Origin of the sequence: Maribacter sp. X9 (assembly GCF_048537565.1) — a bacterium.
Classification (GTDB): Bacteria; Bacteroidota; Bacteroidia; order Flavobacteriales; family Flavobacteriaceae; genus Maribacter.
In genome coordinates, this window is sequence record NZ_CP183215.1 from 1,758,144 (window position 1) to 1,782,715 (window position 24,572).

Below are 24,572 nucleotides of genomic sequence, written 5' to 3' on the forward strand. Positions count from 1 at the left end.
TAATCATGTCAAACTAATTTTTTATCTAACAAGTCTTAATCAATTTTTATTAAACCAAACTGTATGAAAAAACTAAAATTTTTACTGCATTTCTGCGTATTTGGCTTTGCTTCTATGTTGTGGGCGCAAGACAATATTTCGGGAGTGGTAACTGATGAATTCGGGCAGCCTTTACCGGGCTCGACTGTTCAAGTGAAAGGTACGAGTAACGGTACCACCACAGATTTTGATGGAAATTATGTGATTGGTGCTAATACCAATGATGTATTGGTCATATCCTATCTGGGATATTCAACACAAGAAGTTCCTGTTAATGGGCAAACAACGATTAACGTACAATTAAAGGAAGATGCAACACAATTGGATGATGTAGTTGTGGTTGGGTACGGTACCCAGAAGCGATCAGATGTTACCGGTTCTATTGCTTCGGTTAAAAGTGAGGACTTTAACAAAGGGGTGGTAGCCAACCCGGGTCAGCTTTTGCAAGGTAAAATTGCCGGTGTAAACATTACCTCGGTAAGTGGTGAGCCAGGTTCTTCACAGAATATCGTTATTCGTGGTGTTGGTAGTTTTAGATCAGGTACATCACCATTATTTGTTATAGATGGTTTTGTAATCGATAACACCTCTACCGGTACGGCCTCAAATCCATTAAACTTTATCAATCCACAAGATATCGAATCTATGGATGTGTTAAAGGATGCGTCTGCTGCTGCAATTTACGGTGCACGTGCTGCAAATGGTGTAATAGTAATTACCACTAAAAAAGGTAAAGCGGGCAAAACGGAAATGAATGTTTCCGTTTCTACGGCATTCGCAACATTATCAAATAAAATAGATGTGTTTTCTGCAGATGAATTTAGAAGACAAGTTCCTGCCGTTGGAGGTACTTTGGTAGATCGTGGTGCGAATACCGATTGGCAAGATGAATTGACCAGAACTGGAATTAGCAAGAACGTGAACTTCTCTATGAGTGGAGGAACTGAAAAGTCAACCTATTTTGCATCGGTAGGTGTAGATGACCAACAGGGTATATTTGAGAACAGTTCTTTGAAACGGTACTCCGGTCGATTGAACATGAACCAAAAAGCGTTGAATGATCGTCTGAATGTCGCGTTTAATTTAACGGCTTCAAGAACGTTGAACAACAGACCGGATGCCGGAGGTACGGTAACCGATATGCTAGAGTTGAACCCTACAGTACCAATTTATACCAATGGACAACCAACTCTTTTAGATAATAATAGACTGAATCCATTAATTCGGAACGAGATTTATGTAGATGAGTCGAATAGTAATCGAATTTTAGCGAATATTTCACCTTCCTTTGAAATTATAGACGGGTTAACTTATAAATTGAATTTAGGGGTTGATTATGCCTCTACAAATCGTGATCAGGAGCGTGCACCTTATGCCTTGTTAGAAGATTTAAACCAAGGGTACTTGAACTCGTGGATAACCACTAATGAAAATACGTTGGTCGAGAATACGTTAAACTACGTATTTAATAAAGAGGACCATAGTGCTACCTTTTTGTTAGGCCACTCTTTTCAGAAGGTATTTGTCCAACAAAAGAGATTTGAATTGGAAAGCTTTGCGGATAATGATATCGACCCAAGATACCAGGATCAAATAAGTAGTCAAGAGTTTCCAACTAGCCTTTTTTCCATAGGAGAGAAAAATGAACTACAATCCTATTTTGGTAGATTGACTTATGGGTACAAGGACAAATATTTATTAACGGCAACTATGCGCGCCGATGGTTCTTCGAAATTCGGGGCAAATAATAAATATGGATATTTTCCGTCCGTAGCTTTAGGTTGGAATATCAGTAAAGAAAACTTTTTATCTGAAAGTACTGTGGTCAACAATTTAAAATTACGAGCAAGTTGGGGCCAGACCGGTAATCAAGAAGGTATAGATAACAAGGTATCTTTGGCAAGTTATATAGATAGTAAGGCCGATAACGATACCTATCCTTTAGATGATAGTGCTACGACTTTAGATGGGTATCCGTTCGGAACGGTACCTGCTCGAACAGCTAACCCGAATTTAAAATGGGAAGTGGCTACACAAACCAATATTGGATTGGATTTCGGACTGTTCAATAATAGGTTGACTGGTACGTTAGATTACTTTAATAAAGTAACTACCGATGTGGTATTATTTGCCAATAGAGTAGACCCTATACAACCCACTGAAAAAATATGGACCAATCTCGATAACTTGGAAATCCATAACTCGGGTGTAGAATTTGCGTTGGATTATAGAACCGTAATCGGTACAGACTTCAATATGAATATTGGAGGTAATGTTTCTTTTAACGATAATGAAGTGACCGATTCGCCATTTGCTATAATTACAACCGGTGCTGCACAAGGTTCAGGTCAAACTGGTGCAACCATAAACGGTTACTTGAACAACGAATCGGTAGGTACATTTTATATGAAAGATTTTATCGGTATTGGTGATGATGGTTTAAACCAATATAGAGATGTTAATGGTGATGGTGAAGTATTGGATGATGATCGTATTGCCGCTGGTAGTGCTTTGCCAAATGTGTTATATGCGTTCTATTTAAAGTTCGATTATAAAAATTTTGATTTAGGGTTTAACTTTAATGGCGTATCGGGTAATAAAATATATAATCATACCGCAATGTCATCGTTTTCTCGAGGCCAATTAAGTAGAAATCTGAATACAACCGATTTTGCCATTCAATTTCCGAATGAGGATAATAGTAATTCTAATGAGGTGTCGACCCGTTACTTGGAAGATGGTAGCTTCCTACGATTGAACAATGCCACGTTAGGCTATAACCTTTTGGCAAGTAAAATCGGATTGGATGATTACGTGAATGCTATTCGTTTCACGTTGACCGGTCAAAACTTGTTTTTGATAACCGATTATTCTGGCTACAATCCAGAAGTGAACACAGGTGATCAAATAGATGGTATCCAAACGTTCGGTATCGATAGATATACGTATCCTTCCCCAAGAACGGTATTGTTTGGCGTTAATGTATCCTTTTAAAAAACAGCTATAAAATGAAAAATAAACTAATAATTACATCCTTGTTCCTAACTTCTTTATTGAATTGGAACTGTACGGATTTAGAAGAAGAATTGATAGATGAATCCTTAACCGGTGCACAAGCGGAAGTGATCAGTGGAGCAATAGCCCCTGCTTATGGTTACGTTTCGTGGACCTGGAGACATACCAACTACTATGGTTTAACGCTTATACCCTCAGACGAGGCTATTTTACCGTATCGTGGTGGGTCCGATTGGTTCGATGGTGGAAAATTTTTGGCGGCACATAGCCATAACTTTACGCCGACCAATGATTTGGTCGCTAGTGGATGGAACGAGCTTACGACAAACATCTCTAGAACCTTGGCCGCTATCGAGGTATTGACGCCCTTGGCAGAAAACGGTGATACGGAGGCTGCCGGAGCTTTATATGAAATGAAGGCACTACGTGCATACCTGAATATGTTATTGCTAGATGGCTGGGGAATCGTACTTAAAAAGGAATCTGCCGATCAATTGTCAGAGGTTTTAAGAACCCAAGATGCCATTGACTACATAGAGAATGAGTTATTGTCCGTTGTGGATGTAATCAATACAAATAGAGGTCCTGGTAGAATGACGCAATCTGCGGTTTGGGGATTATTGGCCCGATTAAACTTAAACGCTGCAGTATACCGTGACCCTTACGGTACACCGAATTTCACAAAAGAAGATATGGATGAGGTCATTACGTATACTGATAATATTATTACTTCTGGGAATTTTTCTTTATCGGCAGAATATTTTGAATTGTTCAATGATGACAATCATACCAATCCAGAGTTGATTTTCGCACTGGATCAAAGAGGTGTTTTAGAAAGAGAACATATGCGATGGGCCTATTGGCCTATAGCCGGTTCTATGTATCCAAGACCAGAGTGGCCAAGTGCTGATGGTACCGATGGTCCTGCCATTACATCAGATTTTTATCAAACATGGGTAGATGCTTACGGTGATGTAGATCCTGCAGATGCAGATGCGCGTTTTTATCAACGAAATACCATTGTTCCAGAGGCCCAATTGGCTGACTTGGCTGGGCGCGAAAAACTTTTGGCTACAGAAACGGACAATAGTTTTTATTGTGTACAAGACGTTGCTTTTGAAATGGATAGAGGTATTTTACGAGGTATTCAATGGGGTCCAAGAAAAGGTGAGGATGGACAATTTCTTAAATGTGATGATGGCACCATTAAAATTTTACCGGTAAGGCAAACAAAAGGTAATGGGCCTGCCAGGGATGTAGGGTATGTTGACCACACATTAGAGGTGAACTTTACCAATGAAGGGTCATTGCATAATACGGGTTATCGTCCTTCTAAATATCAATTTAGTCGTACCTCGCCAAATGGTAACAATAATAGTAGTGTAGATATCGTATTGATGCGTTTGGCTGAAATTTATTTAATGAGGGCAGAGGCGAAATTAAGGAATGGAGATAATGCTGGTGCATTGGCAGATGTAAACACGGTTAGAACATCCAGAACTGCTCGCCCTGATCAAACTCCTGCACCCCTAACTTCTATCGATTTGGAAATCTTGTTCCGTGAGCGTGGTTTTGAATTGTATTGGGAAGGCTTTAGAAGAACGGATCAAATCCGTTTTGGAACCTATGAAGATAGTTGGACCGATAAAACGGATACTGATGTAAACCATAGATTGTTTCCAATTCCACAAAGTGCGGTTGATGGGGCTTCTGGTATAGATGGTTTTCTAGTTCAAAACAAAGGATACTAAACCAATAAAACATCTAATGAGTAAGGCAAGAATAGAACTTCTTGCCTTCTTTATTAAAATCTATTTGAAACTAAAGAATTCATTAATAGAGGGGATACGCTCTTTATTCGAATCCTATGAAAACCTTATATAGGTTTATGGTACTCCTTTTGTCTGTACCTTTTCTTAGTACGACGAACCAGAATACAAATGGTTAAAATAAAATACAGTTGAATTATATTCAGGTAATTGGTAGTGACAATAGTTATATTATCGCTATTGAAAAACCATTTTTTAACTGTCTGGTTGAAAAGAACCCTGTCAAAAATTCCGAAAAAATTAAAAGTCTGGTAGCTTTAGGATTTATGGTGCGTACGCGGGCAGATTCAGGTACAGAAGAGGCAAGGAATAATGATTATAATAGATTTGAAAAGGCTAAATATTCTGGGGCTCAAATTATTACGACTGATTATTATATACCGAGTACCCTGTTCAAATCTGATTTTAAGGTTAGTTTTGAAAATGGTACCTATGAAAAAATCAAGAACTAAATCTAAACGAATAATGAGTTTACACATACATAATAAGTCTTCGATAATTTTTTATCCTAAATTAAAAATCACAGAACATTTCCTAAAGAATTGTTTTTTGCTAAATAGGTCGATTATGGTAATTATGACCGTTCTATCACTTAGCTTAACCAATGTTCAGGGCCAGCAAGAGCAAAGTTTAAATGATGGTACTTGGTTAAAGGGAGATTTGCATGTACATTCTAGACATAGTAAAGAATCTACCAACCATGAAGTTTCCAAGATACTTGATTATGCAAAGTCCGTTGGTTTTGGGTTTATTGCCATCACGGATCATGACAATCATGTTTCAGGTGATGTTGCTCATCATACATGGGCAGATCCAGATTTCAAATCAGAGGATTCCCTTCTGGTTTTATATGGTGCAGAATGGACCACTACACGTGGACACGGAAATACTTTTTCGGCCAAACCTTATGATCACCAACGCTTATATAACGTCAGAGATTTAAGGGATACTGTGATAGGAAGGGTGAAAAATGAATTGGGAATCCATTTGTCTGCCAACCATCCTAGCGGTAAAGATCATTTTGGATATTCCTTTGACATTATAAATTCTATAGAAGTGTGGAATTCTGCTGATTGGTCAAAAAATGTCAATGCAATAATGATTTGGGATGATATGCTGTCATCTGGCAGAAAATTAACAGGACGTGGTGGTAGTGATGCCCATCACGGTTTCTTTTCGGCCAATGATTCCATAACAATGGAAGGGGCTAGGTCTAGATTCAGTTATATTGGCACACCGACGACATGGGTATATGCCAAATCGAATTCAGCGCAATCGGTCATCGATGCGATTACTAACGGCAGTGTTTCCATAAGTGCCAATCCGTATGCACCGCGTGTGGAATTTTATGCCGATTTGAATGCGGATGGAAAAATGGATGTCATGATGGGAGACAATACCAAGGCACCTCAAAAACCTGTTAGTTTCAAGGTTCGGTTAGTAGGAGTGGATAAGAAGAATTCTTCCTATACCATTACGGTAATTAAGAACGGGAGCAAGTTCGGTACATATCAGCTACAAGAAGACTCACCAATTGTCGAGTTCACCGACTCCCCCGATCCATCGGAACGTACTTTTTACAGGGTCACCGTAGAAGGCCCTATCACTTCTTACCCACAAGTGCCTGGTTCGATGGGAATGAGCGGCAATATGGTCGCATTATCAAATCCCATTTATTTTAATTTTAATCCTCAATTTTAACGGTACTCTAAAAACCAGACTTATGATCGGGGTCAAACAGAAAATAAAACGGGGTTTCCTTATAGTTTTCATGGGTTATTGCACACTGGTACAATCACAAGGGAAAGATATTAAAATCGCCTTTGTGGCAGATGTCCATTTTGCAGATGTGTATCCAAATCTTGAAGGGATTCCTGAAAATATATTGCCAGTGCTCGAAAATGGTGAAAAAGTGCTTATAAGATCCATGGCGGCACAATTACATTCCACCCGCCTGTTCAATGAAAATTATTTTGCCTTTAAAGCTGCTTTAGATGATGCGGTAAAGCGAGGCATTAAACTAATCGTACTACCCGGTGATTTTAGTGATGATGGGCAGCCCTTGCACCTTAAGGGATTGAACAAACTCATGAGCAGCTATGTTCAAAACCAAGGAGTATCCTTTTTTATGATCAACGGCAACCATGATCCCACTCGTCCTTTTGGTAAAGACGGCGGAAAGAACGATTTTTTGGGCAATAACGGTATGGCACAGCCGATCATGAGTCAAAACGGAATGTATCGCTCTGATTTAAAAAAAGAAAGCCCTACATTGGTATTAGAGGATATTAAAGAATGGGGCTACGAGGGTATCGTCGAAGAGCTTAAAATGCATGGCTTTTTTCCCAACGAAAAATATGTTTATTGGGAAACGCCTTTTTCTAGGTACAATTATGAAAACTATGATTTTGAATCCGCTATAGCTGCTTCATCTTTAGATAAGCGAACTTATAACCTTGATTCAATTGCCAGGATGCTACCTGATGTCAGTTATTTGGTCGAGCCCGTAAAAGGAATCTGGTTATTGGCATTGGATGCCAATGTGTACGTTCCAAAACCAGATGGCACCGGTTTTAATGGAGCGGGCATAGGATACAATGAGGTTCTACTACACAAAAAGTATTTAATTGATTGGACTGAAAAATTAGTCAAAGAAGCCAAACGTTTAGGGAAGACCTTGATTGCTTTTAGCCATTATCCCATGATCGATTTTAACGATGGCGCAACAGCCGAGATGAAGGCACTTTTTGGTGAAAATAGTTTTCAGGCATATCGCGTTCCCAGCGAAGAGGTAGGCCGAATTTTTGCCGATTTAGGACTTAAAGTACATGTTGGTGGACATATGCACTTGAATGATACGGGAATAATGACCACAAAGAAAGGAAATACTTTGGTAAATATTCAGACTCCTTCTTTGGCGGCGTATCCACCGGGCTATAAAATTATGACCATAAAAGAAAATGAGGGTATTTCAATTGAAACCATTGCGTTGGATTCAGTTCCAAATTTCACAACATTTTTTGATCTATATAAAATGGAACATGGATTTCTTGAATCCAATTTTTCCGAAGGACTATGGGATGCGAGTATTCTAACTTCTGAAACCTATATAGAGTTTGCCAACACCCATTTAAAGGAACTTGTTAGATTACGCTTCTTGCCTAGCGATTGGCCCAATGGCTTGAAAGAGCAATTCGTAAATATAAGCGGTTGGCAATTATTGATACGTGCCTATTCCAAAAATGGGAACGGGGACGAGCCGATATCTTTAAAACTTTCTGAAAATAAAATTTTGAAATTATTGAAGAAAAATCAATTAACAAAGTCCGATTTTGAAAGTTGGAGCGGGCAAGATCTCATTTTTGATTTTTATCGATTTCGAAACGCAGATCAGTTGGCACTAAAGGATGTGGAACAGAAGCGACTGAGAGCTTATAAATTCCTCTTCAATGCTCTTATGGAAAACATTGAAAATACCTCTTTGATACAACTACAGCAATTTGTACGCATTTTCCAAAAGCAAATGAACGGGGATCCTGCTATAGATTTTAATATCGCTTATTGAATTGTTTTTCTAAAAATAGCTGCCGATACATTGTGTTTTGGGCATCTTGTTGATTGTGTTGATATTCGTTACTTTAAAAAATGAAGCACGTTAATGAGACTCATTATCAGCGTTTTTCTTTTTTAAAAAAAATAGGATCGTAGAAATGATTATCAGGGCACCTATTAAGAACCAGACATATGAAAAATGTGTTTGGGATAGTTGGATGGGAGAAGCATCGCCTATCAAAACGAGTCCTGCCCAATATTGTGGATGTAAGCTGCGTCCTTGACTTTTTTCCAAATAATCTAGTTTGGCCAATCGGAGTGCCACATTTTTTGGTTGCCCTTTAGACAAATAGCCGTAAAAATTTTCCAATATCTGGGTGCTTGATTTTTCGTCGATTTGCCAAAGACTGGTCAAAACGCTTTCACTTCCTGCATAGTTAAAGGCATGTGCCAATGAAATCATTCCCTCTCCAGGCTGGTAGGTGGGCTTTCCGGTTTCGCATGCCGTCAATATGGCGAGGTTCGAGCTCAGATTCTGGTTGTAGATTTCGTAAGTATATAGATAATTGTCATTTATGCTCCCGGAATCCGAAATATTCTTGGCAAATACTAAGCGTGAAAGTTCGGGGCGAACATTGTTTGATTCGGCATGTGTGCCAATATGGATGATTTTATGCTCCTTGGCATTTTGTTTGAACAATTGTTTAGAGGCTCTTTCATTCAAAAATGAACGACCTTCGAACTTTCTACTGAATTTTTCCACAAGTTCTGAGCTAAACGGCTGTGGTAATAAAGTGAGGTAGGCTTTATCTAAAAAAAGGGAATCAGTGATGGCCATCTGATAATGCGTCTTCATTTTTTCATCAAAGCCGGGTGCAAAAGCAACGAAGTCTTTTTTATATCCCATTTCATTTTGCTTTTTGTCAAGCATGAAAAGACTATAATTGTAAGATATATTATGTTTAGTCAATAAACTGCTTGTTTTCAGGTCTTTGGTTGAATTTATTTTTTTTGGAGTAAGCAGTTCAAAACTCAGGTTAAAAAGTTTTCCATCAGGAAAAATAATGACGTTTTCTGTCTGTACAAGGCTTTCTAGTGGTTTCCACAGTACTTGGTAGAGTTGATAAAGACAATCAAAAAGTTCATCGCCGACAGTACTATAATCTGAAATAGATGTAATGCAAGATGTCTTGAGCAGATCCAATTTTATCAAATTGACCGCATCTGCGCTATAAACATAGGCATATTGATCATCGCCGTCTGAAAAATATCTTACCAGCGTGGTATTTGGTGCTATATTTTGATTTAAGTTCTTAAGAGGCTTCACGATTGAGGCATACCTCATCTTGTAATAATGTGGGTGCTCCTTCTGAAGGAATTGCATGTGGTCTTGCCATGATCTATTTAGGGAATCCCATTTTGCCACATTGAACTGGGTGTCGTTTTCCCCATTCTCAAAAAAAACATTTATTTGATTACGAAGCTTACTTCCCCTTTCCCTAATATCGTTGGGTACAAAGGTGTTGTCGGCAAGGTTTAACCGTGCCCTGATACGGTTATAAATAGACGATTCGTGCAGGGCCATGACTTTTTCAAGATAGGCTTTATCCTGAGTTTTCCGATAAAGCTTGACATTAATTTTCTTAGCAATGTTAAAGGCTTCCATGCTATTCTCTATGAGATGACTGACTCCGTTTCGAGAGGTGACCAAAGATTTGCGCTTTTCAACAAGTGCTATTGCATCGTCAATGATCTTTGCAATTTGTTCAAGGTTTTCTCGGGTATTGGGCAACGATCGCAGTTTCGACTTGGCAAGATACATGAGTATTTCGGTCTGTTCACTCCACAGATAGGGTCTTTGATATAAATTGTCACGGTCTCCGTACAAATCCAATAGTTGTTGGCAAAGATTGATTGTTTCTTGAAAATCACCTTTCATAAAGTAAATCCTTACTTTGGTGAGCTGTATCATTTTGGCCAGGTAACTTGCGCTCCCATAGGTCTCAACTATATGAGCATAGGTGCTTTCAAGAAGGTTTTCCGCTTCATGGTACTGTCGGTTCTCGGCATAGGCCTGGGCCAGATTGGACCGGGCATAGATGATGTTTTGGCTAAATTCGTCAGGGCTACTTTTACTATAGGCTTCGAGGGCTTTTTTATAATTGGTGATGGCTTCTGAATAGTTCCCTTCTCTTTTTTCAAGGTCTCCCATGGTAAAATAAAAATTGGCTGCATATGACCAATTGTTTCCTGGAATTGAGATCAAGGATGCTTCGGCCTCTTTAAGAAGTCCTCTTGCCTTTTGCTGATTTTTTGCATAAAGATGTGCTTCACCAAGCATTAGTATGGCACTGAAATATTGAACCGTATTGGGCAAAAAGTGCTTTTTTGCATGTGTATACCCGATACTGGCTATCTGAATGGCTTTTTCATGGTCACCAAGATCGTTGTAAAGACTCCCAAGATTCCTGTAGGCGATGGAAAGGTTGCCATTTACTTTTTCCGTTAAGGGGTGGTTATGGGCGCTTTGCAAGAAGTCATTGAACTTTGAAATGCTCTTGAGTGTAAGTGCCATCGCGGCCTTATGGTCATTCGCACTTTGTTTTACCATGGTCCAGTTGCCGTAAATAGTGCCTGGTAGGTAATAGCGTTGTTCAGGGTCAGTTTCCAAAGAGTCGATACTACGAATGGCCTTGTCAAAATAATAGTTGGCACTATCAGGTTTTGCCATAAAGTGCATGAGCGAACCCTTGTAATTTAATATTCTGGGTGCTAAACGGAACTTAGTATGGGGATACTCTACCATCAACCGGAGAGCACTATCGGTCCGTTCCACCAATTGATCCATCTCCCCAAGTTTTAGCCCCACCTCGCCCAAATAGAATTCTGAGGCTACTTTTCTTTGAATATCTTGCATTTTACCTGCAAGTGAATAGGCGCGGGTAATGTAGTCGTTCGCCTGAAAAACACTCCCCTGATCGATATGGGCAAGGCCGAGCCCCAAAAGGGCTTCATATCGAACGGAATCAGTTTGGTACTCAGTGTTTAACTCTTTCAATAGCTTTTGCGCCTTCGGGAAATTGGTCTGGTTATCGAGCAGAAATTCTGTTTTGGCGAGGGGATATATCAACATGCCCAAGTTAAGGTCAGAATTTTTCACTTCTGCGATTACCTCATCTTCAATACTGTTTTGAACCGCCTCGAACGCATCCATAGCAATGAGGCTGTCTAATTTTTGTAGTGTGGGATGCTGCTTTTGGGCATGAACGGGTGCCTGTAGCAAAAAAGCAAGTACTAGAAGCATGTATGCTAAATCCTTGCCCATATCAAATCAATGCCTAAGTTGTTTTGCCAACGCCCTCCCTTTTTCATCAGAGCTTTGTTCAAGACTTTTGAGTGCCGCCTCAACCTCATTTATTTTTAAATGGGCAAGACCATTGTAAAATGCTGCTTCGTTTTGGAATGAGGGGTTGTCGCTTTTAAGAACTCGGTCAAAATAGGGTATGGCCTTGCTTGGTTCACCATTGGCCAAATAGGCCGCCCCCAAAAAATAAAAAAGTGTATCGTTATCTTTTTTCTGTAACAAGAGATCTTCCCACTTTACTGTGGCTGCTTTGTAGTTTCCCTGTTTATAATTTACCATGGCCTCGTAAAAATCGTAATTATCACTATTGCCCATAACGGTGGGCAATCCTGGGTCTGGGGTAAAATATTCGTTGAAGAGCCTCTCATTATGGTTTGGCACGAAGAGGTGCCACATTCCTCCCAAGGCTATCAATAGTACAATGGTCGCTGCGGCCCGAAAAATTATTTTATGCTTTCTAAAGTCAAAGTGCTTTAATTTCCCGTCGTCTTCCAAATTTCCGTGAAAATCTTCCAACTTCTTTCGCAGGCCCTTTTCTTCAATGGCCCTGAATAATCCTTTAAATTCCAAAAATTTGGCATTGAGTTCGGGTTCGGATTGCAATCGCGACTTCAGGGCTGACTTTTCGTGGACTTCTATGGTACCAAGAAGGTACTTTTCAAAGAGGTCTTGTTCTTCCCGTGTCCATGCCGTAGTTTCCTTATCCATCGTTCTTGATTTTTTTGGCAAGTGTACGCAATTGTTCCATACACCTATATTTTTTGTTCCGGGCAGATGCCGGGGCCAAACCCAACGATACTCCGATTTCCTCCATTGACCTACGTTCAAAATAGAACAATGTCAATAGTTCTTTACAGGCTCCACCCAATTGGTTCAGAGCGGTGATCATCATTTCTTGCTCTCTTTCCGATGCCCCATGGGGGTCATTATTCTCTTCTTCGACCACGATTGGAATAGCCTCTTGCTGCACCGTTCTCCTGAAGCGGATGGAACGAATGTGATCCGTCCATTTATTTTTGGCAATGGTGAACAGGTAAGCTTCAAGGTTTCCGTTTCCATCAAATTTGTCGTCTTTTACATTTTTCCAACAGGCGACAAAAGCTTCTTGAAAAATATCCTTTGCTTGGGCCTCGTCCCCGCTGTTCTTGAACACATGGTTTCTGAATTTTGGGAATAGCTTTTGATATACCTTTTGCATGACCATCTGATCGTTGTTTTTAAAAGCGGTAACGAGCTGTTTGTTGGCCTTGTCTAAGTTATTCCCCATACTTCTTTTGAAAGTACAGGGAAATTACAACATTTCATTCTCTTATAAAATATATAAGTTTGAAACCCATTTTCATCGATATAATTCAACGGCTATCAAAAAACGGGCGTTAACTCGATACTGGCAGGCCCACCACCATTTATATTGTCTAATAGTTCCTGGGCTTTGGCTTTCGTTTTTTCCTTATCACAAGAAGTATATACATGGATGGGACCTATGCCCGATGTAAAACGTAACCTTCCACCGCCAATATCGACAAATTTGTCCAAGCCAAAATATCGCTCCGGACTTACTGTACCACCTTTAGATTTAATTATGCCCCTATAACCAATAGCCCCATCCACGGCCTTGAACTCTGCGTAAAAAGGTATAGGGCTAAAAGCTTGGTATTCAATTCCACCGTAACTGCTACATGCATTGTTGTTTCCGTTTAATTCCCTAAAATTGGGCTGCATTGTAAATCCAGCCGTAAAGGACTCACATGCTTTCTTATTGTTCACGATGATGGAGTCATGTCCCGCCTCGGTGAGCTCCCCTGTATTCTTGTTTCTAAGGTAGAGTACCACGGTAACCGTTTCCGGATTGCTTCCGCTGCCCAACTGGGACTCAGTGGCGGTACTGATATAGGAAACATAATTTTTCTTTGTTATGATCGATACGCCATAATTACTGGAATCATCGCCAATATCCTGTACCCTACCCCCAAATTTGTTGGAAGTGCTCCAATGGTATTCAAAATCTTCCACCTCCGGTTCATAATCCGTTGTTGCCGTTACCCGCAACTCGGTGGCATTGCCCAAACAGAGTTCTATATTTTCGCCCTGAAATTCAACTATGGCATCTTTGGATTTCACATCCCAGCGTTCAAAATTGAATGCTGCGGTGCGCAGTCCTCCAAAATTGGAGTACGGATTGGTCTCCTTGATGTTTTTATCAATGACGGACAATATATATTTTGTTCTTGGATAGCCGGTTTCGATCAACTCCTGGCTTTGTATAAACGTATTAGGGAAGTCACCGTTACCTGACAAGATAGTATAAACATCCCCTAAAATCTTCCTTAGGTCATTGCTCAAACGAACATCACCGTACAAAGCCGGGAGGAAAATTTCAGTGGCATCCTTGAACTCGTTGTTCACTACCTCATCTATAACTTCTGGATATTGCTCCAAAATAGGGAGAACGGCATTAACCAAGGCATCTTCCTTGCTACTCCCGAATGGGGGGAGTAAGGACTTATTGCCGCCGACATCCAAAAGGGTAGGTAAAAAATAGTCCATAACATAGGTTTTTTTATTGATTTGCGCGTAGATGTTTCGCTCTTCCGCGGTCATGTCTCGTTCCTCAGAATTGGGTTGGCCAGAGCCAATAACGACCACTTCATATTCTGCCACAAGTTCCGTAGCCGGGTTCACCGGTAGCAGTATGGGTTCCGTGGCCGTTGCATTGTCTATGGATGCTTGCTGTGCATTTATTTGACTTAATGAATTCCCAACTTCCATTTCCTTAATAGTATTGGATTTTCCTGCTCCCAATTCAAAACTCGCGAAGGTGCTTGAGGTGTAATTTGGAAGCTGAAATTGCTCTCCGTTCCTATCCATATAGCCTTTCTTATAAATAATTGCCCTGGATCTTCTTGGTAGGGAATTTTGCAATTTTATCGTGGTGGAGTCTACACTAGAAAGGGTGACTCCGCTTTTTGTTTTTTCATCATTGAAAGAAATCCTGTTTTCCAACCCTGAAACCCGCTTCGATGTTATTTGTCCTAAAAAACCCTGTAACGCCGTTTGATAGGCCCCTTCCGTATACATAGTTGGGTTACCGGCGAAAAGATTTTTTATTTCTTCAACAAAACCTGGAAAACCAGGAGTTTGCCCAATGCTTTTTAAAAAAGCACTTTTTCCACTCTCGGGCAGCAAATAATAGTCTAAAGCGTAATAAACCATTAATTCAGCTGTAGTTTCAATGGATAGCTCTTTGCGTTCTTCGGAAATGAAACCAGCGAGCAAAACCTTATTTTCTTCATCCAAAAGGTAACCTACTTCCACAGTGCCACTATTGAAAGGTACTTTGCCTATGCCCTTGGCATCTATACTGGAATCGGTGCCTAGGGAAACCAACGTACTGGTCGATAGATTCACCCCAGAATCCTCAGGTAACAAAATCTTTACTTCTGCTATTTCATAATCTTCGCCGTTGATTGGGTCATCGTCCGTTTGGGAAATATTATCATCGGTCTTTACATCATTGTCGTTCGAGCTACAAGCAAGAACAAAGGAAAAAACAACGAGTACGATTAAAATTTTCTTATATGGAATTTTCATTATTGGTGTATTATAGGGTTATTGTCTTCAATTAATCTTTGGATCCGGTCCAACTTCCCGAGATTTCATACGCTTTGTTCTCCCAAGTACCTGAAGCACTTTCTTGGGTAAAGGCACCTTTAAAGGTAGCACCGTTTGTGGCCGATCCCACAGTGGCCCTGAAATCCCCGCTGTTGTCAATACTGCCGCTCAAGGGGAGTGATTGTTTAAGATTGTTGGAAAATGCCTCGCCCTCCACTATGCCGTCGGCATCTATGGTCGCGTTCCATGTACCGGCATCGCCACCTGAATAGGTTCCGGACCAACTTCCTGCAAAAATGGCCTGTTGGGAATCATTGTTCTCGTCTTTAGAGCATGATATACCCATGGTTAGGGCACCGATCAAAAGGAAAATTTTAAAGTGTTTCATTATTAAAGCTTAAAAAGGTTTATATAGGTATCGTAATAATCCAGAAATGTCATCAATAGGCCCCCTTCACTTTTACCCATTCCCGGTCATTGAGGTTGATATCGCCGTTTGGGGTATAGAAAAGATCTTCGTTCTTGATATAATTACCTTCGCTGTCCATCCAATACTCGGTCGAACCTGCATCTACCTGATAATTGTTTCCAGTGAGTGGATTGTAGACGGTTTCCTGTTCGTTGATCATGTTTATGAACTGTTTTTGTGACGTATCACTCCCTACTCCAAAATTCCGGTTCATAAAAGCCGCATGATTAGCATCTTGAGCAGCCCAAATGCCCTTCATTTTTTCTTGGTGTGCATTGAAGGCTGCTGTTTGGGCATTCATTCGCTGTTGGTGCTGTTGCGCTGCTATTTGCATACGCTGCTGGTTTTCATAGGCTCTTTGCTGTTTCAACTGTTGCATATATTGCTCCCATTGAGGATTATCTTCAATCTTCATACTCGAGGCCAATAATTCATTCAAGGTATCTTCAAAATGGTCCTCGTCCACAAAGATGTAATCCGTGTTGTAGAACCATATCATCATATTTTCACTGCCAGCCAAAGTTTGATGCATGGCTATTTTTATGATCCTTGCCAAAGCTTTTTGTCCTTTATCGTTTTTCCATTCGCTGGCCGTATATTCCAGATCGGCTTGACCAAAGCCTTTTGCTTGCATTCTCTGCCTTAAAAAAGATTCTTCTTTGGGCATATTTCGCTGTTTCACAAATGAAAATCCGCTGTTTTTCATTCTTTCGTCCACTTCTTCTTTAAAGAGTTGTTCATTGCTGACGATATTGCGAGTCATGTTCCCATAACCGTATTGGTTCATTATCTGTGCCATTTGTGGATTTTGGTAGGAAGCAAAGAATTTTGTGGGCGTATTGAATGTCATCAGATGGTTTGGACCTTGAATCTCTATTAAAAAGGATGGGATTTTTTGATCCATGGTATAATAAGGTTTTGAAATTACCTTCCAAGAACTGGGGTAGGGTGCACTATTTACGATTAAACCTGTGCGCGCGTCACGCAAAGAGTGTATTTTTTTTGATGTACTCTGCAACGGTTTCGAGGAAAATGCATTCGTTAGGGGTTCCCCTTCAACTTCTGGATCTTCACTTTCATAGGTATCTGATTTTCGGTCGTCTAAATACGTTGATAGGTCTTTATTATTGGGAGTGGATCCACCCATACAGGAAATAAAAAGAAGACAGGGTATTAAAATTGTGATCAGTGTTTTCATTTTTTGTTTTGTTGCGAATGGTTGAATGGTATTATTTGTTATTATCTCAATGGTAATTCGACATGAGGTGTAGCATCAGAATTGGTCCAAATCTGTTTGCCATGGAGTGTTCCCATCATTTACGATATTCAATAGAAGGGATTGGAGGTCGTTGTCAAATTGGGTGGTGTCGGTCCTTCTTAAATTCAACAGGATGGTCGCCGTATGTCCGTTATTGGAAATCATCATCCATGACCGGTTTCCTGGTAAACTACCTGTAAAATATCTGACTCCCTGTTCGGCCCAAACGGCCAGTCCTCTGCCCAGGTTTGACAGTTCGGTGGTCTTCGACAGTAATTGAATGGAATTGGCGCTCAGTATATCCGGTCTTCCTGAGGCCCCATCTATGGCGCACAAGAAACGCAGCAGGTCAGGGGCACTGATGACCACCCCAGCATCCCCGTCCCTTCTGGAGGCAATGGTGAAAATATAGGGTGTATCACTATTGGTGCCGTAATAGTAGACTTCATCTTCTTCAAGGTCATCTTCCCGAAAGGTTGTTATCTTGAAGGAGGTGATCCCAAGAGGTGAAAGCATTTCGTTCAAATATGCCTCAAGGGAAACTCCGGATCTTTTTTCAACAATCCGTGCCAGCAGCCAATAACCTGTGTTGCTATAGCTGAACACCTCTCCTGGGGCGTTATTGAGCGTCCAATTGTTGAAGACATATTCTATAAAATCGGAAGGAGCCAAATTAGGCTGATAATCAATGGGGTCTCCCCCAGTGGATGTACCCCAACCGCCCGATGCATGTAGCAAGAGATGGTCTACGGTGATCTTAAGCTCACCCTCAGTAAGTACAGCAGTACCAAAATCATCTCCCAATACACCATCAGGTCCAAAAACAGGTTCGTTTAAATTCAATAACCCGTCATCTATCAGTTTTAAAATGGCTGTTGCGGTAAATACCTTGGAAATACTGGCTATACGGAATAAATCGTCCGCTTCTACGTTAACGGAGTTCTCCACATTTGCCTTTCCATAACCTTTGGAATAGACCATCTTTTCGTTGACACTAACGGCAAGTGAGGCGCCTGGGACTTGATAAAGTTGCATAAAGTCGGTCACGTTATCATCCACCTCTGGAATATCGTCCTGCGTTTTAGACACATTCGGATCAGGATTCGGGGTTGGATTGGGATTGGAATCTGGATTTTCGGGGGGACTGGGATCAACAGATATTTCCGTATCACCCGAACTGCAGGCTACGGCCCCTATCAATAAAAATATTATCAATAGGTATCCGCTCCCTTTTTTAATACATGCTCTCATAAATGTTCGGTTTTGAAGTTTGTTCTTTACCCTATATCGAGCCTTTTTTAAAATGTCATCAAAATAGAAAAGTATATTCCGTATATTTCAAACTCCCGAATGGGGAGTGAATAAAATAGTTATGGAAAGGGCACTATTTTTCAGTGGAAAATAGGAGAGGTCTAATCGTAGGGGTAAAAAGAATTCTATATGCTGAGTTATGGTAATTCCGAATACTATAATCCTTTCATAAACAAATACTTGTTTAAAATTGAACATTCATCCGCCCTATTTTCTCTAGTTTTAATTGTCCGGTTTAATGGAAGGAGGTTATCAAATAGTTACAATCTGAACACTGAATTCAAAGTTTATTTAAGAAATGTTAGAAACATTCTAGAATTTAGTTACAGACTTAAACTTTTTATAATCAAAAATTATCTATTGCAATATTTTGTACATTTGTTACCGCTTTAGGGGTATTCTGAAAAGAATTGAGAGAGTCCCTTTGAACCTGATACGGCTTACACCGACGTAGGGAAAAGTAAAAAACTTCTTTTATAAAGGTGTTTCTTTCTTTGTTTTCAGTTTTTTCCTAAAGCTATTTTTTAAAAAAAATAAATAGATCAAAATGGAAAGAACACTTTGGAAACATATCCAATCGGTAAAAAATCAATCTCCTTTAATACACAATATTACCAACTATGTGGTCATGAATAATACGGCCAATGCTTTGCTGGCTGTAGGTGCTTCTCCTGTAATGGCTCACGCTAAAGCAGAAATTAAGGATATGGTAGGTATTGCAAGTGCAGTATTGATTAATATTGGTACGCTGGACGAATATTGGTCTGAAGCTATGTTAATGGCAGCGGAAACTGCCCAAACGCTGAACAAACCCTGGGTACTTGACCCCGTAGGTGCGGGTGCTACACCTTACAGAAATGAAATCCTTCAAAAACTACTGCAGTACCATCCTACGGTAATCAGAGGGAATGCATCCGAGATTTTGGCCCTGTCAAACTCCAACGCATCTACAACGAAAGGCGTGGACAGTACCGCTTCAAGTAATGATGCTGTTCAGGCGGCACGTGCGCTGGTGGGACAATATGGTTCTGTTGTTTGTATTTCTGGACAAACGGATGTCATTTTAGATGATAAGAATCGAGCCATATCCATAAAGAACGGTCACCCTATGATGACCAAGGTAACTGGTTTAGGTTGTTCGGCATCAGCATTGATCGCTGCTTTTGTAGCTATCGTTAAAGATAAAACAGAAGCCACTACCGCTGCAATGGCGCTACTTGGAATAGCAGGAGAACTTTCCGAAAAACAATCTTCAGGTCCGGGCAGTTTACAAATGAACATCATTGATAAACTTTATTCTTTAACAGAACAAGAATTTAACAAATGTCTCAACGTTTCAGTGGGATGAAAAAGCAATCGGCATTCCCGTATAAACTCTATCTGGTCATTTCCCAAGCAGACTGTAAACATGAACATTTTCTCGATGTAGCAGAGCAGGCTATTTTGGGCGGGGTAGATGTCATCCAATTAAGGGAAAAGAATGATGTAATGGATACGTTTGTTCGCAAGGCATTCCAATTAAAAGAAATAACCGATGCCTATCAAATTCCCCTTATCATCAATGACAATCTGGAAGTAGCGAAGAAAGTGGATGCGACAGGTATACACGTTGGCTATAAGGATGTTACTCCCTCCGAAATAAGAAACCAATGGCGTAAAACCAAATATATAGGCTATTCCATAGAGTACCTTGAACAATTGAATAATCCACAAGTAGCCGTTTCTGATTACCTAGGTATCAGTCCCGTTTTTAGAACACCTACAAAAACCGATACCGTTACCGAATGGGGACTTGATGGAATTAAGACGATGAGGCATCTTACCGATAAACCATTGGTTGCGATAGGTAATATTCATTTGCACAATGTAAAATCGATAATCAATGCAGGTGCGGACTGTGTCGCTGTAGTTTCTGCCATATGTAGTGCAACTGAACCTCGAAAAGCAGCCTATGAACTAAAAAATGAAATCTTAAGATGAAGACATATAAATACCCATCTGTATTAACTATTGCAGGTTTTGATGGTAGCGGTGGTGCAGGAATTCAGGCAGATATAAAGACTATTTCTGCCTTGGGCTGTTATGCCACATCTGTATTAACAGCATTGCCAGTACAGAATACGCAAGGTGTTAAAAATATATTTCCCATTCCTATACAAGCCGTAGCCGAACAGCTCGAAACGATAATGGAAGATATTGTTCCGGACGCCATAAAAATAGGTATGGTCCACACCCCGGAACTTGTTGGTGTGATTGTAAAAAAACTGAAGGACTATAAGCATATCCCTATCGTATTTGACCCTGTCATGGTAGCCACCAGTGGACATCGCCTTATTGAAGAAGAGACAATTAACACCATTATTGAAAAGCTATTACCCATTGCAGATATCATCACACCCAATATGGACGAAGCGGCTATTCTTTCAAAAACAAAAGTAGAGACTTTAAAAGAGATGCAGTTGGCCGGAGAGCGTATTAAGGAATTAAAGTGTAAAAACATTTTATTGAAAGGAGGTCATCAGAAAACAGAGCACATTACCTCGCTGCTATTAGATGAATCAAATACCTATCATTCTTTTGAATTTAATAAAATTGCAACCAATAATACCCACGGTTCCGGTTGTACGCTATCTTCCGCTATAGCTTCATTTCTAGCAATGGGAAAAAGTATGTATGAAGCGGTGGAGCTTGGACAGCAATATGTATATAAAGCTATAAAGTACGGTGCAGATATAAAAACCGGAAAAGGAAATGGTCCTTTAAATCACTTTTTTAACCCCCAAAAACTTATTAAAAATGAAATGGTCTGAAAAAACCTGGCAATCTATTGACGGAATTTATAAATCCATTCTTAAAATGCCCTTTATTGAAGAGTTAGCCGAAGGCAATCTTCCAATGAATAAATTTCAGTTTTATATGCTACAGGATTCTTTATACTTAGAGCATTTTGGAAGAGCCCTTGCCTTAATTGGAGCCAAAGCCTACCATATTGAAGACACGTTAGCCTATATACGATTTGCTGAAAATGCCCTTGTGGTGGAAAATGCTTTGCACGAATCCTATTTTAAAGATTTTGGGGTGTCGGACAAAGGAATCATTCAGCCTGTCTGCCATCATTATACACATTTTCTGAGAAGTACGGCAGCATTCGAACCTTATGAGGTTGCTATGGCCGCAACGCTGCCTTGTTTTTGGATCTATAAAAACGTAGGGGAGTATATAATTGCCAATCACCAATCTTTCAATAATCCTTTTGAAAAGTGGATTGCAACTTATGGAGGAGAGGATTTTACTGAAGCTGTAAAAAAAGCCATAGACTTATGTGATAAAGCAGCCCAAAGCACCACACCTGCTATAAGACAAAAAATGACTGATGCCTTTATTACGGCATCACGTATGGAATACCAGTTTTGGGACGCCGCTTATAAAATGAAAAAATGGAATGCACACTAAAGAATAAACCCTTTTATGTTTCCCCTTATAATTAAAACAGTCGGTAGCTGTGATCAGGATTTAGAGTAGCTGCCTAAGAAATAGGAATGTGAAATAAAAAGGAATTATGATGGAATTTAGACTAGATCAATCAATTGAAATCTTAAAAACAACGCCATTCGTCATAGAATCATACTTATCAACACTCTCAAAAGATTGGATAAAGAACAATGAAGGGAAAGACACGTGGAGCCCGTATGATATTCTTGGGCATTTGATTTTTGGTGAAAAAACAGATTGGATAACACGTATCAAAATAATTTTAAGTGATTCTGATAATAAACTGTTTCAGTCATTTGACCGGTTTGCACAGTTAAAGGGGGATCAAAACAAACCCATTGAGACTATGATTCAAGAATTCAAAGATTTACGAAAGAAGAATCTTGAAAAATTAACGTCCCTAAATATCAAAGAAAAAGATTTAAGCCGTATCGGAATTCACCCGGAATTTGGTAAGGTGATACTTCAACAGCTAATAGCCACTTGGGTAGTACATGATTTAGGCCACCTAGCAAAAATATCACGGGTAATGGCAAAATAGTATTCAAAAGAAGTCGGTCCTTGGATGGAATATTTAAGTATTTTGAAAAAATAACAAAATGTATCTAAAAGACAAGAAGGCTGTGATTTTTGATATGGACGGGGTCATAATTGATACAGAAGTAATATGGAAACAGGCCGAAAAGGAAGTTTTTTCTTCTTTGGGGGTAAATGTAATCGAAGAATATGCCAAAGAAACCCAATCAATGATAACCTCCGAGGTCACTCAATTTTGGTATAAAAAATTTCCTTGGAGCAATATAGGCTTAAGAGAAGCGGAGCAAATGGTTGTATCAAGAGTGGTTGAATTAATAAAATCAAAAGACTGTTTAATACATGGAGTAAAAACTTTTATGGAAAGATTAAAGTCTAAAAATTATAAAATTGGATTGGCTACAAATTCACCTTTTACAATTATCCCTGTCGTTTTGGGAAAATTAGAAATAGCACATTTATTTGATGCCATTTCTTCGGCAGAATTTGAAGTAAAAGGAAAGCCAGATCCTGCCATTTATTATACAACAGCCAGAAAGCTAGCCATAGATCCTAAGTACTGTCTTGTGATTGAAGATTCCTATTCCGGAATATTGGCAGCAAAGAAAGCGGGAATGAGCGTTGCTTTCTTTACAAATGGGAATAAGAAATTACACTTTGAAATTGCCGATTATAGGATTGATAGTTTTAATATGATGGAATTGATTTAACGTTGTGTATTTTGATTTACCGAAAATTTTGTCAATTTAACGACCCTCCTATTTCCTCTTTAATAATTTCAAATGGAGAGTTCAACTCATATTCAAATGTATTTTATTAAGCCCACAGGAGGGCTATAAATACAAGCATCACAACTATCGGTTCTTGTTTTTTCCTCGAAATGGACAGTTTTGCCGTATTCATTTTCGATAGCCTTTAAATATTGTTGAGAAAATAGGATATACGGCTGATGCTCTACATAATGGTATTTTAATAACTTATGCGCTTCAACGACCGTTGCTCCATATAGCTTTTTAAATTTCCCTATAACGTATTCAGAAAAAGTACCATAGTGAACAATAAATTTTAAAGAAAGAAGGATCTTCGTTTTTAATTGCTGATGTAGATCTTCCAGACATTTACCAAAAGCATTTTTCATCAACATCGCCTGTTGAAGGATACTGGTCATATCTGAAGGCTCTCCATACTTGTAAAAAAGCACGGCATCTCCCTCTATTTCTGAAATATCAAAAGCTAATGTATTGTTGTCAATAATACTACTTAACAATTTTTCTGTAATGTAACCTCCTACATACAAATTATGGCTTAGTACAAAATCTGTAAATCCGCTAAAATCCGGAATCAAAATCACTCCTTTTTGTTCTATCTTTTCCATTTTATAATCCTTTTTTACCTTCTAACCAAAAACCTTTCACAAAGAGCTTTCCTTTGTGGTTATGTTCTTTGAATACTTTTCTGAAGTTTTGTAGGGAGTTTATATTTCCTGTAAGTACTATATTGGCATTTTGCCAATCACCATTTTTGAATACGGGTAACTCCCTGATTTTTTCTTTGCTTCTGAACACATCCTGCTTTGAAAACACCATATAGTTCGTCAGTCCTAGTAATTCAGGAACTGCTTTATTTTCCTCATCTAATTCTATATAAAACATGAACTGATGGAGATTTTTTTGAAGCCTGGGTAAAAAATCCATCATCAAACTTAACGAGGTTTCATCTCCAAAAATCAACTGTTGCTTTACATTAGGATCATACTGTTTTGATCCTCTTAGTAGGCCCATTTTAATTTCGTCTCTTAGCTTAAGGTTATCTATAAATTTGGCCCCTACGGCATCTCCGTGAATATGAGCTATAAATTCTATTACCCCAGCTTTAACATCACCATAGGAAACAGTATAATGTCTTGAATCATTATCATTCACACGAAACGAAATGGTGTGACCCAGTTCAAAAGTTAGCTTTGAAAAATCTCCTTTCAATTGTATTTTTTTGAGTTGTGGGGTGATGTAAGTGGTTTCTACTACTTCTACCATTCTCATCCTAGAAGAAGCGAGTGTTTCCATGGCATCGTTTACCCATTTTGGTGCTGTTGGCATC

20 protein-coding genes and 1 riboswitch are annotated in these 24,572 nt (G+C 39.4%); of the genes, 11 read left to right on the forward strand and 9 right to left on the reverse strand.

What is annotated here, in order from left to right; genetic code table 11:
- Positions 1 to 63: 63 nt before the first annotated feature.
- The 5 genes from ACNR9Q_RS07425 (at position 64) to ACNR9Q_RS07445 (ending at position 8,448) form a co-directional block, all read left to right on the forward strand.
- Positions 64 to 3,033 (forward strand): SusC/RagA family TonB-linked outer membrane protein, encoded by a 2,970-nt coding sequence (locus tag ACNR9Q_RS07425; protein WP_419213973.1) that lies wholly within the window; start codon positions 64 to 66, stop codon positions 3,031 to 3,033.
- A 14-nt stretch (positions 3,034 to 3,047) separates the two neighbouring features.
- On the forward strand, positions 3,048 to 4,805 hold the full coding sequence (locus ACNR9Q_RS07430) for a RagB/SusD family nutrient uptake outer membrane protein (protein ID WP_419213974.1): 1,758 nt from the start codon (positions 3,048 to 3,050) through the stop codon (positions 4,803 to 4,805).
- 209 nt (positions 4,806 to 5,014) lie between these two features.
- Entirely contained in the window at positions 5,015 to 5,335 is a 321-nt protein-coding gene (locus tag ACNR9Q_RS07435) for a Ca2+-dependent phosphoinositide-specific phospholipase C (RefSeq protein ID WP_419213975.1), read from the forward strand.
- A gap of 115 nt (positions 5,336 to 5,450) precedes the next feature.
- On the forward strand, positions 5,451 to 6,584 hold the full coding sequence (locus ACNR9Q_RS07440; RefSeq protein ID WP_419213976.1) for a CehA/McbA family metallohydrolase: 1,134 nt from the start codon (positions 5,451 to 5,453) through the stop codon (positions 6,582 to 6,584).
- Between the two features lie 22 nt (positions 6,585 to 6,606).
- Complete coding sequence (locus ACNR9Q_RS07445) at positions 6,607 to 8,448, forward strand: metallophosphoesterase (protein WP_419213977.1); 1,842 nt, start codon at positions 6,607 to 6,609, stop codon at positions 8,446 to 8,448.
- 90 nt (positions 8,449 to 8,538) lie between these two features.
- Here ACNR9Q_RS07445 and ACNR9Q_RS07450 read toward each other — a convergent pair whose 3' ends face one another.
- The 7 genes from ACNR9Q_RS07450 to ACNR9Q_RS07480 form a co-directional block, all read right to left on the reverse strand.
- Complete coding sequence (locus ACNR9Q_RS07450) at positions 8,539 to 11,739, reverse strand: CHAT domain-containing protein (protein WP_419213978.1); 3,201 nt, start codon at positions 11,737 to 11,739, stop codon at positions 8,539 to 8,541.
- A gap of 27 nt (positions 11,740 to 11,766) precedes the next feature.
- Positions 11,767 to 12,507: a tetratricopeptide repeat protein gene (locus ACNR9Q_RS07455; protein ID WP_419213979.1), complete on the reverse strand. Its 741-nt coding sequence runs from the start codon at positions 12,505 to 12,507 to the stop codon at positions 11,767 to 11,769.
- A complete protein-coding gene (locus ACNR9Q_RS07460; protein ID WP_419213980.1) occupies positions 12,500 to 13,066 on the reverse strand; it encodes an RNA polymerase sigma factor in 567 nt (188 codons plus the stop codon). Before ACNR9Q_RS07460 ends, ACNR9Q_RS07455 begins: the two co-directional genes overlap by 8 nt.
- Before the next feature lie 95 nt (positions 13,067 to 13,161).
- Positions 13,162 to 15,390, reverse strand: coding sequence for a hypothetical protein (locus ACNR9Q_RS07465; RefSeq protein ID WP_419213981.1), 2,229 nt, complete (start codon positions 15,388 to 15,390; stop codon positions 13,162 to 13,164).
- A 31-nt stretch (positions 15,391 to 15,421) separates the two neighbouring features.
- Positions 15,422 to 15,799, reverse strand: coding sequence for a hypothetical protein (locus tag ACNR9Q_RS07470; RefSeq protein WP_419213982.1), 378 nt, complete (start codon positions 15,797 to 15,799; stop codon positions 15,422 to 15,424).
- A 52-nt stretch (positions 15,800 to 15,851) separates the two neighbouring features.
- Entirely contained in the window at positions 15,852 to 17,078 is a 1,227-nt protein-coding gene (locus ACNR9Q_RS07475) for a hypothetical protein (protein WP_419213983.1), read from the reverse strand.
- Positions 17,079 to 17,153: 75 nt separating this feature from the next.
- Positions 17,154 to 18,389 (reverse strand): serine hydrolase domain-containing protein, encoded by a 1,236-nt coding sequence (locus tag ACNR9Q_RS07480; protein WP_419213984.1) that lies wholly within the window; start codon positions 18,387 to 18,389, stop codon positions 17,154 to 17,156.
- 441 nt (positions 18,390 to 18,830) lie between these two features.
- Positions 18,831 to 18,923: riboswitch (TPP riboswitch) on the forward strand.
- Between the two features lie 73 nt (positions 18,924 to 18,996).
- On the opposite strand from ACNR9Q_RS07480, the gene thiM reads away from it, so the two are divergent.
- The 6 genes from thiM to hxpB all read left to right on the forward strand — a co-directional run bounded on the left by thiM (position 18,997) and on the right by hxpB (position 23,185).
- The gene (gene thiM, locus ACNR9Q_RS07485; RefSeq protein ID WP_419213985.1) at positions 18,997 to 19,797 is read left to right on the forward strand and encodes a hydroxyethylthiazole kinase; all 801 of its coding nucleotides are present in this window, start codon (positions 18,997 to 18,999) and stop codon (positions 19,795 to 19,797) included.
- Positions 19,794 to 20,429 (forward strand): thiamine phosphate synthase, encoded by a 636-nt coding sequence (gene thiE, locus ACNR9Q_RS07490; protein ID WP_419213986.1) that lies wholly within the window; start codon positions 19,794 to 19,796, stop codon positions 20,427 to 20,429. The genes thiM and thiE overlap by 4 nt, the downstream gene beginning before the upstream one ends.
- Positions 20,426 to 21,259 (forward strand): bifunctional hydroxymethylpyrimidine kinase/phosphomethylpyrimidine kinase, encoded by an 834-nt coding sequence (gene thiD, locus ACNR9Q_RS07495; RefSeq protein ID WP_419213987.1) that lies wholly within the window; start codon positions 20,426 to 20,428, stop codon positions 21,257 to 21,259. The genes thiE and thiD overlap by 4 nt, the downstream gene beginning before the upstream one ends.
- Complete coding sequence (gene tenA, locus ACNR9Q_RS07500; RefSeq protein WP_419213988.1) at positions 21,246 to 21,902, forward strand: thiaminase II; 657 nt, start codon at positions 21,246 to 21,248, stop codon at positions 21,900 to 21,902. The genes thiD and tenA overlap by 14 nt, the downstream gene beginning before the upstream one ends.
- A 109-nt stretch (positions 21,903 to 22,011) precedes the next feature.
- A complete protein-coding gene (locus tag ACNR9Q_RS07505) occupies positions 22,012 to 22,482 on the forward strand; it encodes a DinB family protein (RefSeq protein ID WP_419213989.1) in 471 nt (156 codons plus the stop codon).
- A 58-nt stretch (positions 22,483 to 22,540) separates the two neighbouring features.
- Positions 22,541 to 23,185, forward strand: coding sequence for a hexitol phosphatase HxpB (gene hxpB, locus ACNR9Q_RS07510; RefSeq protein ID WP_419213990.1), 645 nt, complete (start codon positions 22,541 to 22,543; stop codon positions 23,183 to 23,185).
- 92 nt (positions 23,186 to 23,277) lie between these two features.
- On the opposite strand, the gene ACNR9Q_RS07515 is transcribed toward hxpB, so the two are convergent.
- Complete coding sequence (locus tag ACNR9Q_RS07515; protein WP_419213991.1) at positions 23,278 to 23,850, reverse strand: DUF2652 domain-containing protein; 573 nt, start codon at positions 23,848 to 23,850, stop codon at positions 23,278 to 23,280.
- Position 23,851: 1 nt separating this feature from the next.
- Positions 23,852 to 24,571 carry a hypothetical protein gene (locus tag ACNR9Q_RS07520; RefSeq protein ID WP_419213992.1) on the reverse strand — a complete coding sequence of 240 codons (720 nt, stop codon included), beginning with the start codon at positions 24,569 to 24,571 and terminating at the stop codon, positions 23,852 to 23,854.
- Position 24,572: the final 1 nt, after the last annotated feature.

Coding starts and splice junctions, on each gene's coding strand:
- tenA (WP_419213988.1), top strand. CDS start 21,246: ATGAAATGGTCTGAAAAAACCTGGCAATCTATTGACGGAATTTATAAA.
- thiE (WP_419213986.1), top strand. CDS start 19,794: ATGAAAAAGCAATCGGCATTCCCGTATAAACTCTATCTGGTCATTTCC.
- ACNR9Q_RS07440 (WP_419213976.1), top strand. CDS start 5,451: ATGGTAATTATGACCGTTCTATCACTTAGCTTAACCAATGTTCAGGGC.
- ACNR9Q_RS07430 (WP_419213974.1), top strand. CDS start 3,048: ATGAAAAATAAACTAATAATTACATCCTTGTTCCTAACTTCTTTATTG.
- ACNR9Q_RS07460 (WP_419213980.1), bottom strand. CDS start 13,066: ATGGGGAATAACTTAGACAAGGCCAACAAACAGCTCGTTACCGCTTTT.
- ACNR9Q_RS07470 (WP_419213982.1), bottom strand. CDS start 15,799: ATGAAACACTTTAAAATTTTCCTTTTGATCGGTGCCCTAACCATGGGT.
- ACNR9Q_RS07465 (WP_419213981.1), bottom strand. CDS start 15,390: ATGAAAATTCCATATAAGAAAATTTTAATCGTACTCGTTGTTTTTTCC.
- thiM (WP_419213985.1), top strand. CDS start 18,997: ATGGAAAGAACACTTTGGAAACATATCCAATCGGTAAAAAATCAATCT.
- ACNR9Q_RS07475 (WP_419213983.1), bottom strand. CDS start 17,078: ATGAAAACACTGATCACAATTTTAATACCCTGTCTTCTTTTTATTTCC.
- ACNR9Q_RS07480 (WP_419213984.1), bottom strand. CDS start 18,389: ATGAGAGCATGTATTAAAAAAGGGAGCGGATACCTATTGATAATATTT.
- ACNR9Q_RS07425 (WP_419213973.1), top strand. CDS start 64: ATGAAAAAACTAAAATTTTTACTGCATTTCTGCGTATTTGGCTTTGCT.
- thiD (WP_419213987.1), top strand. CDS start 20,426: ATGAAGACATATAAATACCCATCTGTATTAACTATTGCAGGTTTTGAT.
- hxpB (WP_419213990.1), top strand. CDS start 22,541: ATGTATCTAAAAGACAAGAAGGCTGTGATTTTTGATATGGACGGGGTC.
- ACNR9Q_RS07450 (WP_419213978.1), bottom strand. CDS start 11,739: ATGCTTCTAGTACTTGCTTTTTTGCTACAGGCACCCGTTCATGCCCAA.
- ACNR9Q_RS07455 (WP_419213979.1), bottom strand. CDS start 12,507: ATGGATAAGGAAACTACGGCATGGACACGGGAAGAACAAGACCTCTTT.
- ACNR9Q_RS07505 (WP_419213989.1), top strand. CDS start 22,012: ATGGAATTTAGACTAGATCAATCAATTGAAATCTTAAAAACAACGCCA.
- ACNR9Q_RS07515 (WP_419213991.1), bottom strand. CDS start 23,850: ATGGAAAAGATAGAACAAAAAGGAGTGATTTTGATTCCGGATTTTAGC.
- ACNR9Q_RS07445 (WP_419213977.1), top strand. CDS start 6,607: ATGATCGGGGTCAAACAGAAAATAAAACGGGGTTTCCTTATAGTTTTC.
- ACNR9Q_RS07520 (WP_419213992.1), bottom strand. CDS start 24,571: ATGCCAACAGCACCAAAATGGGTAAACGATGCCATGGAAACACTCGCT.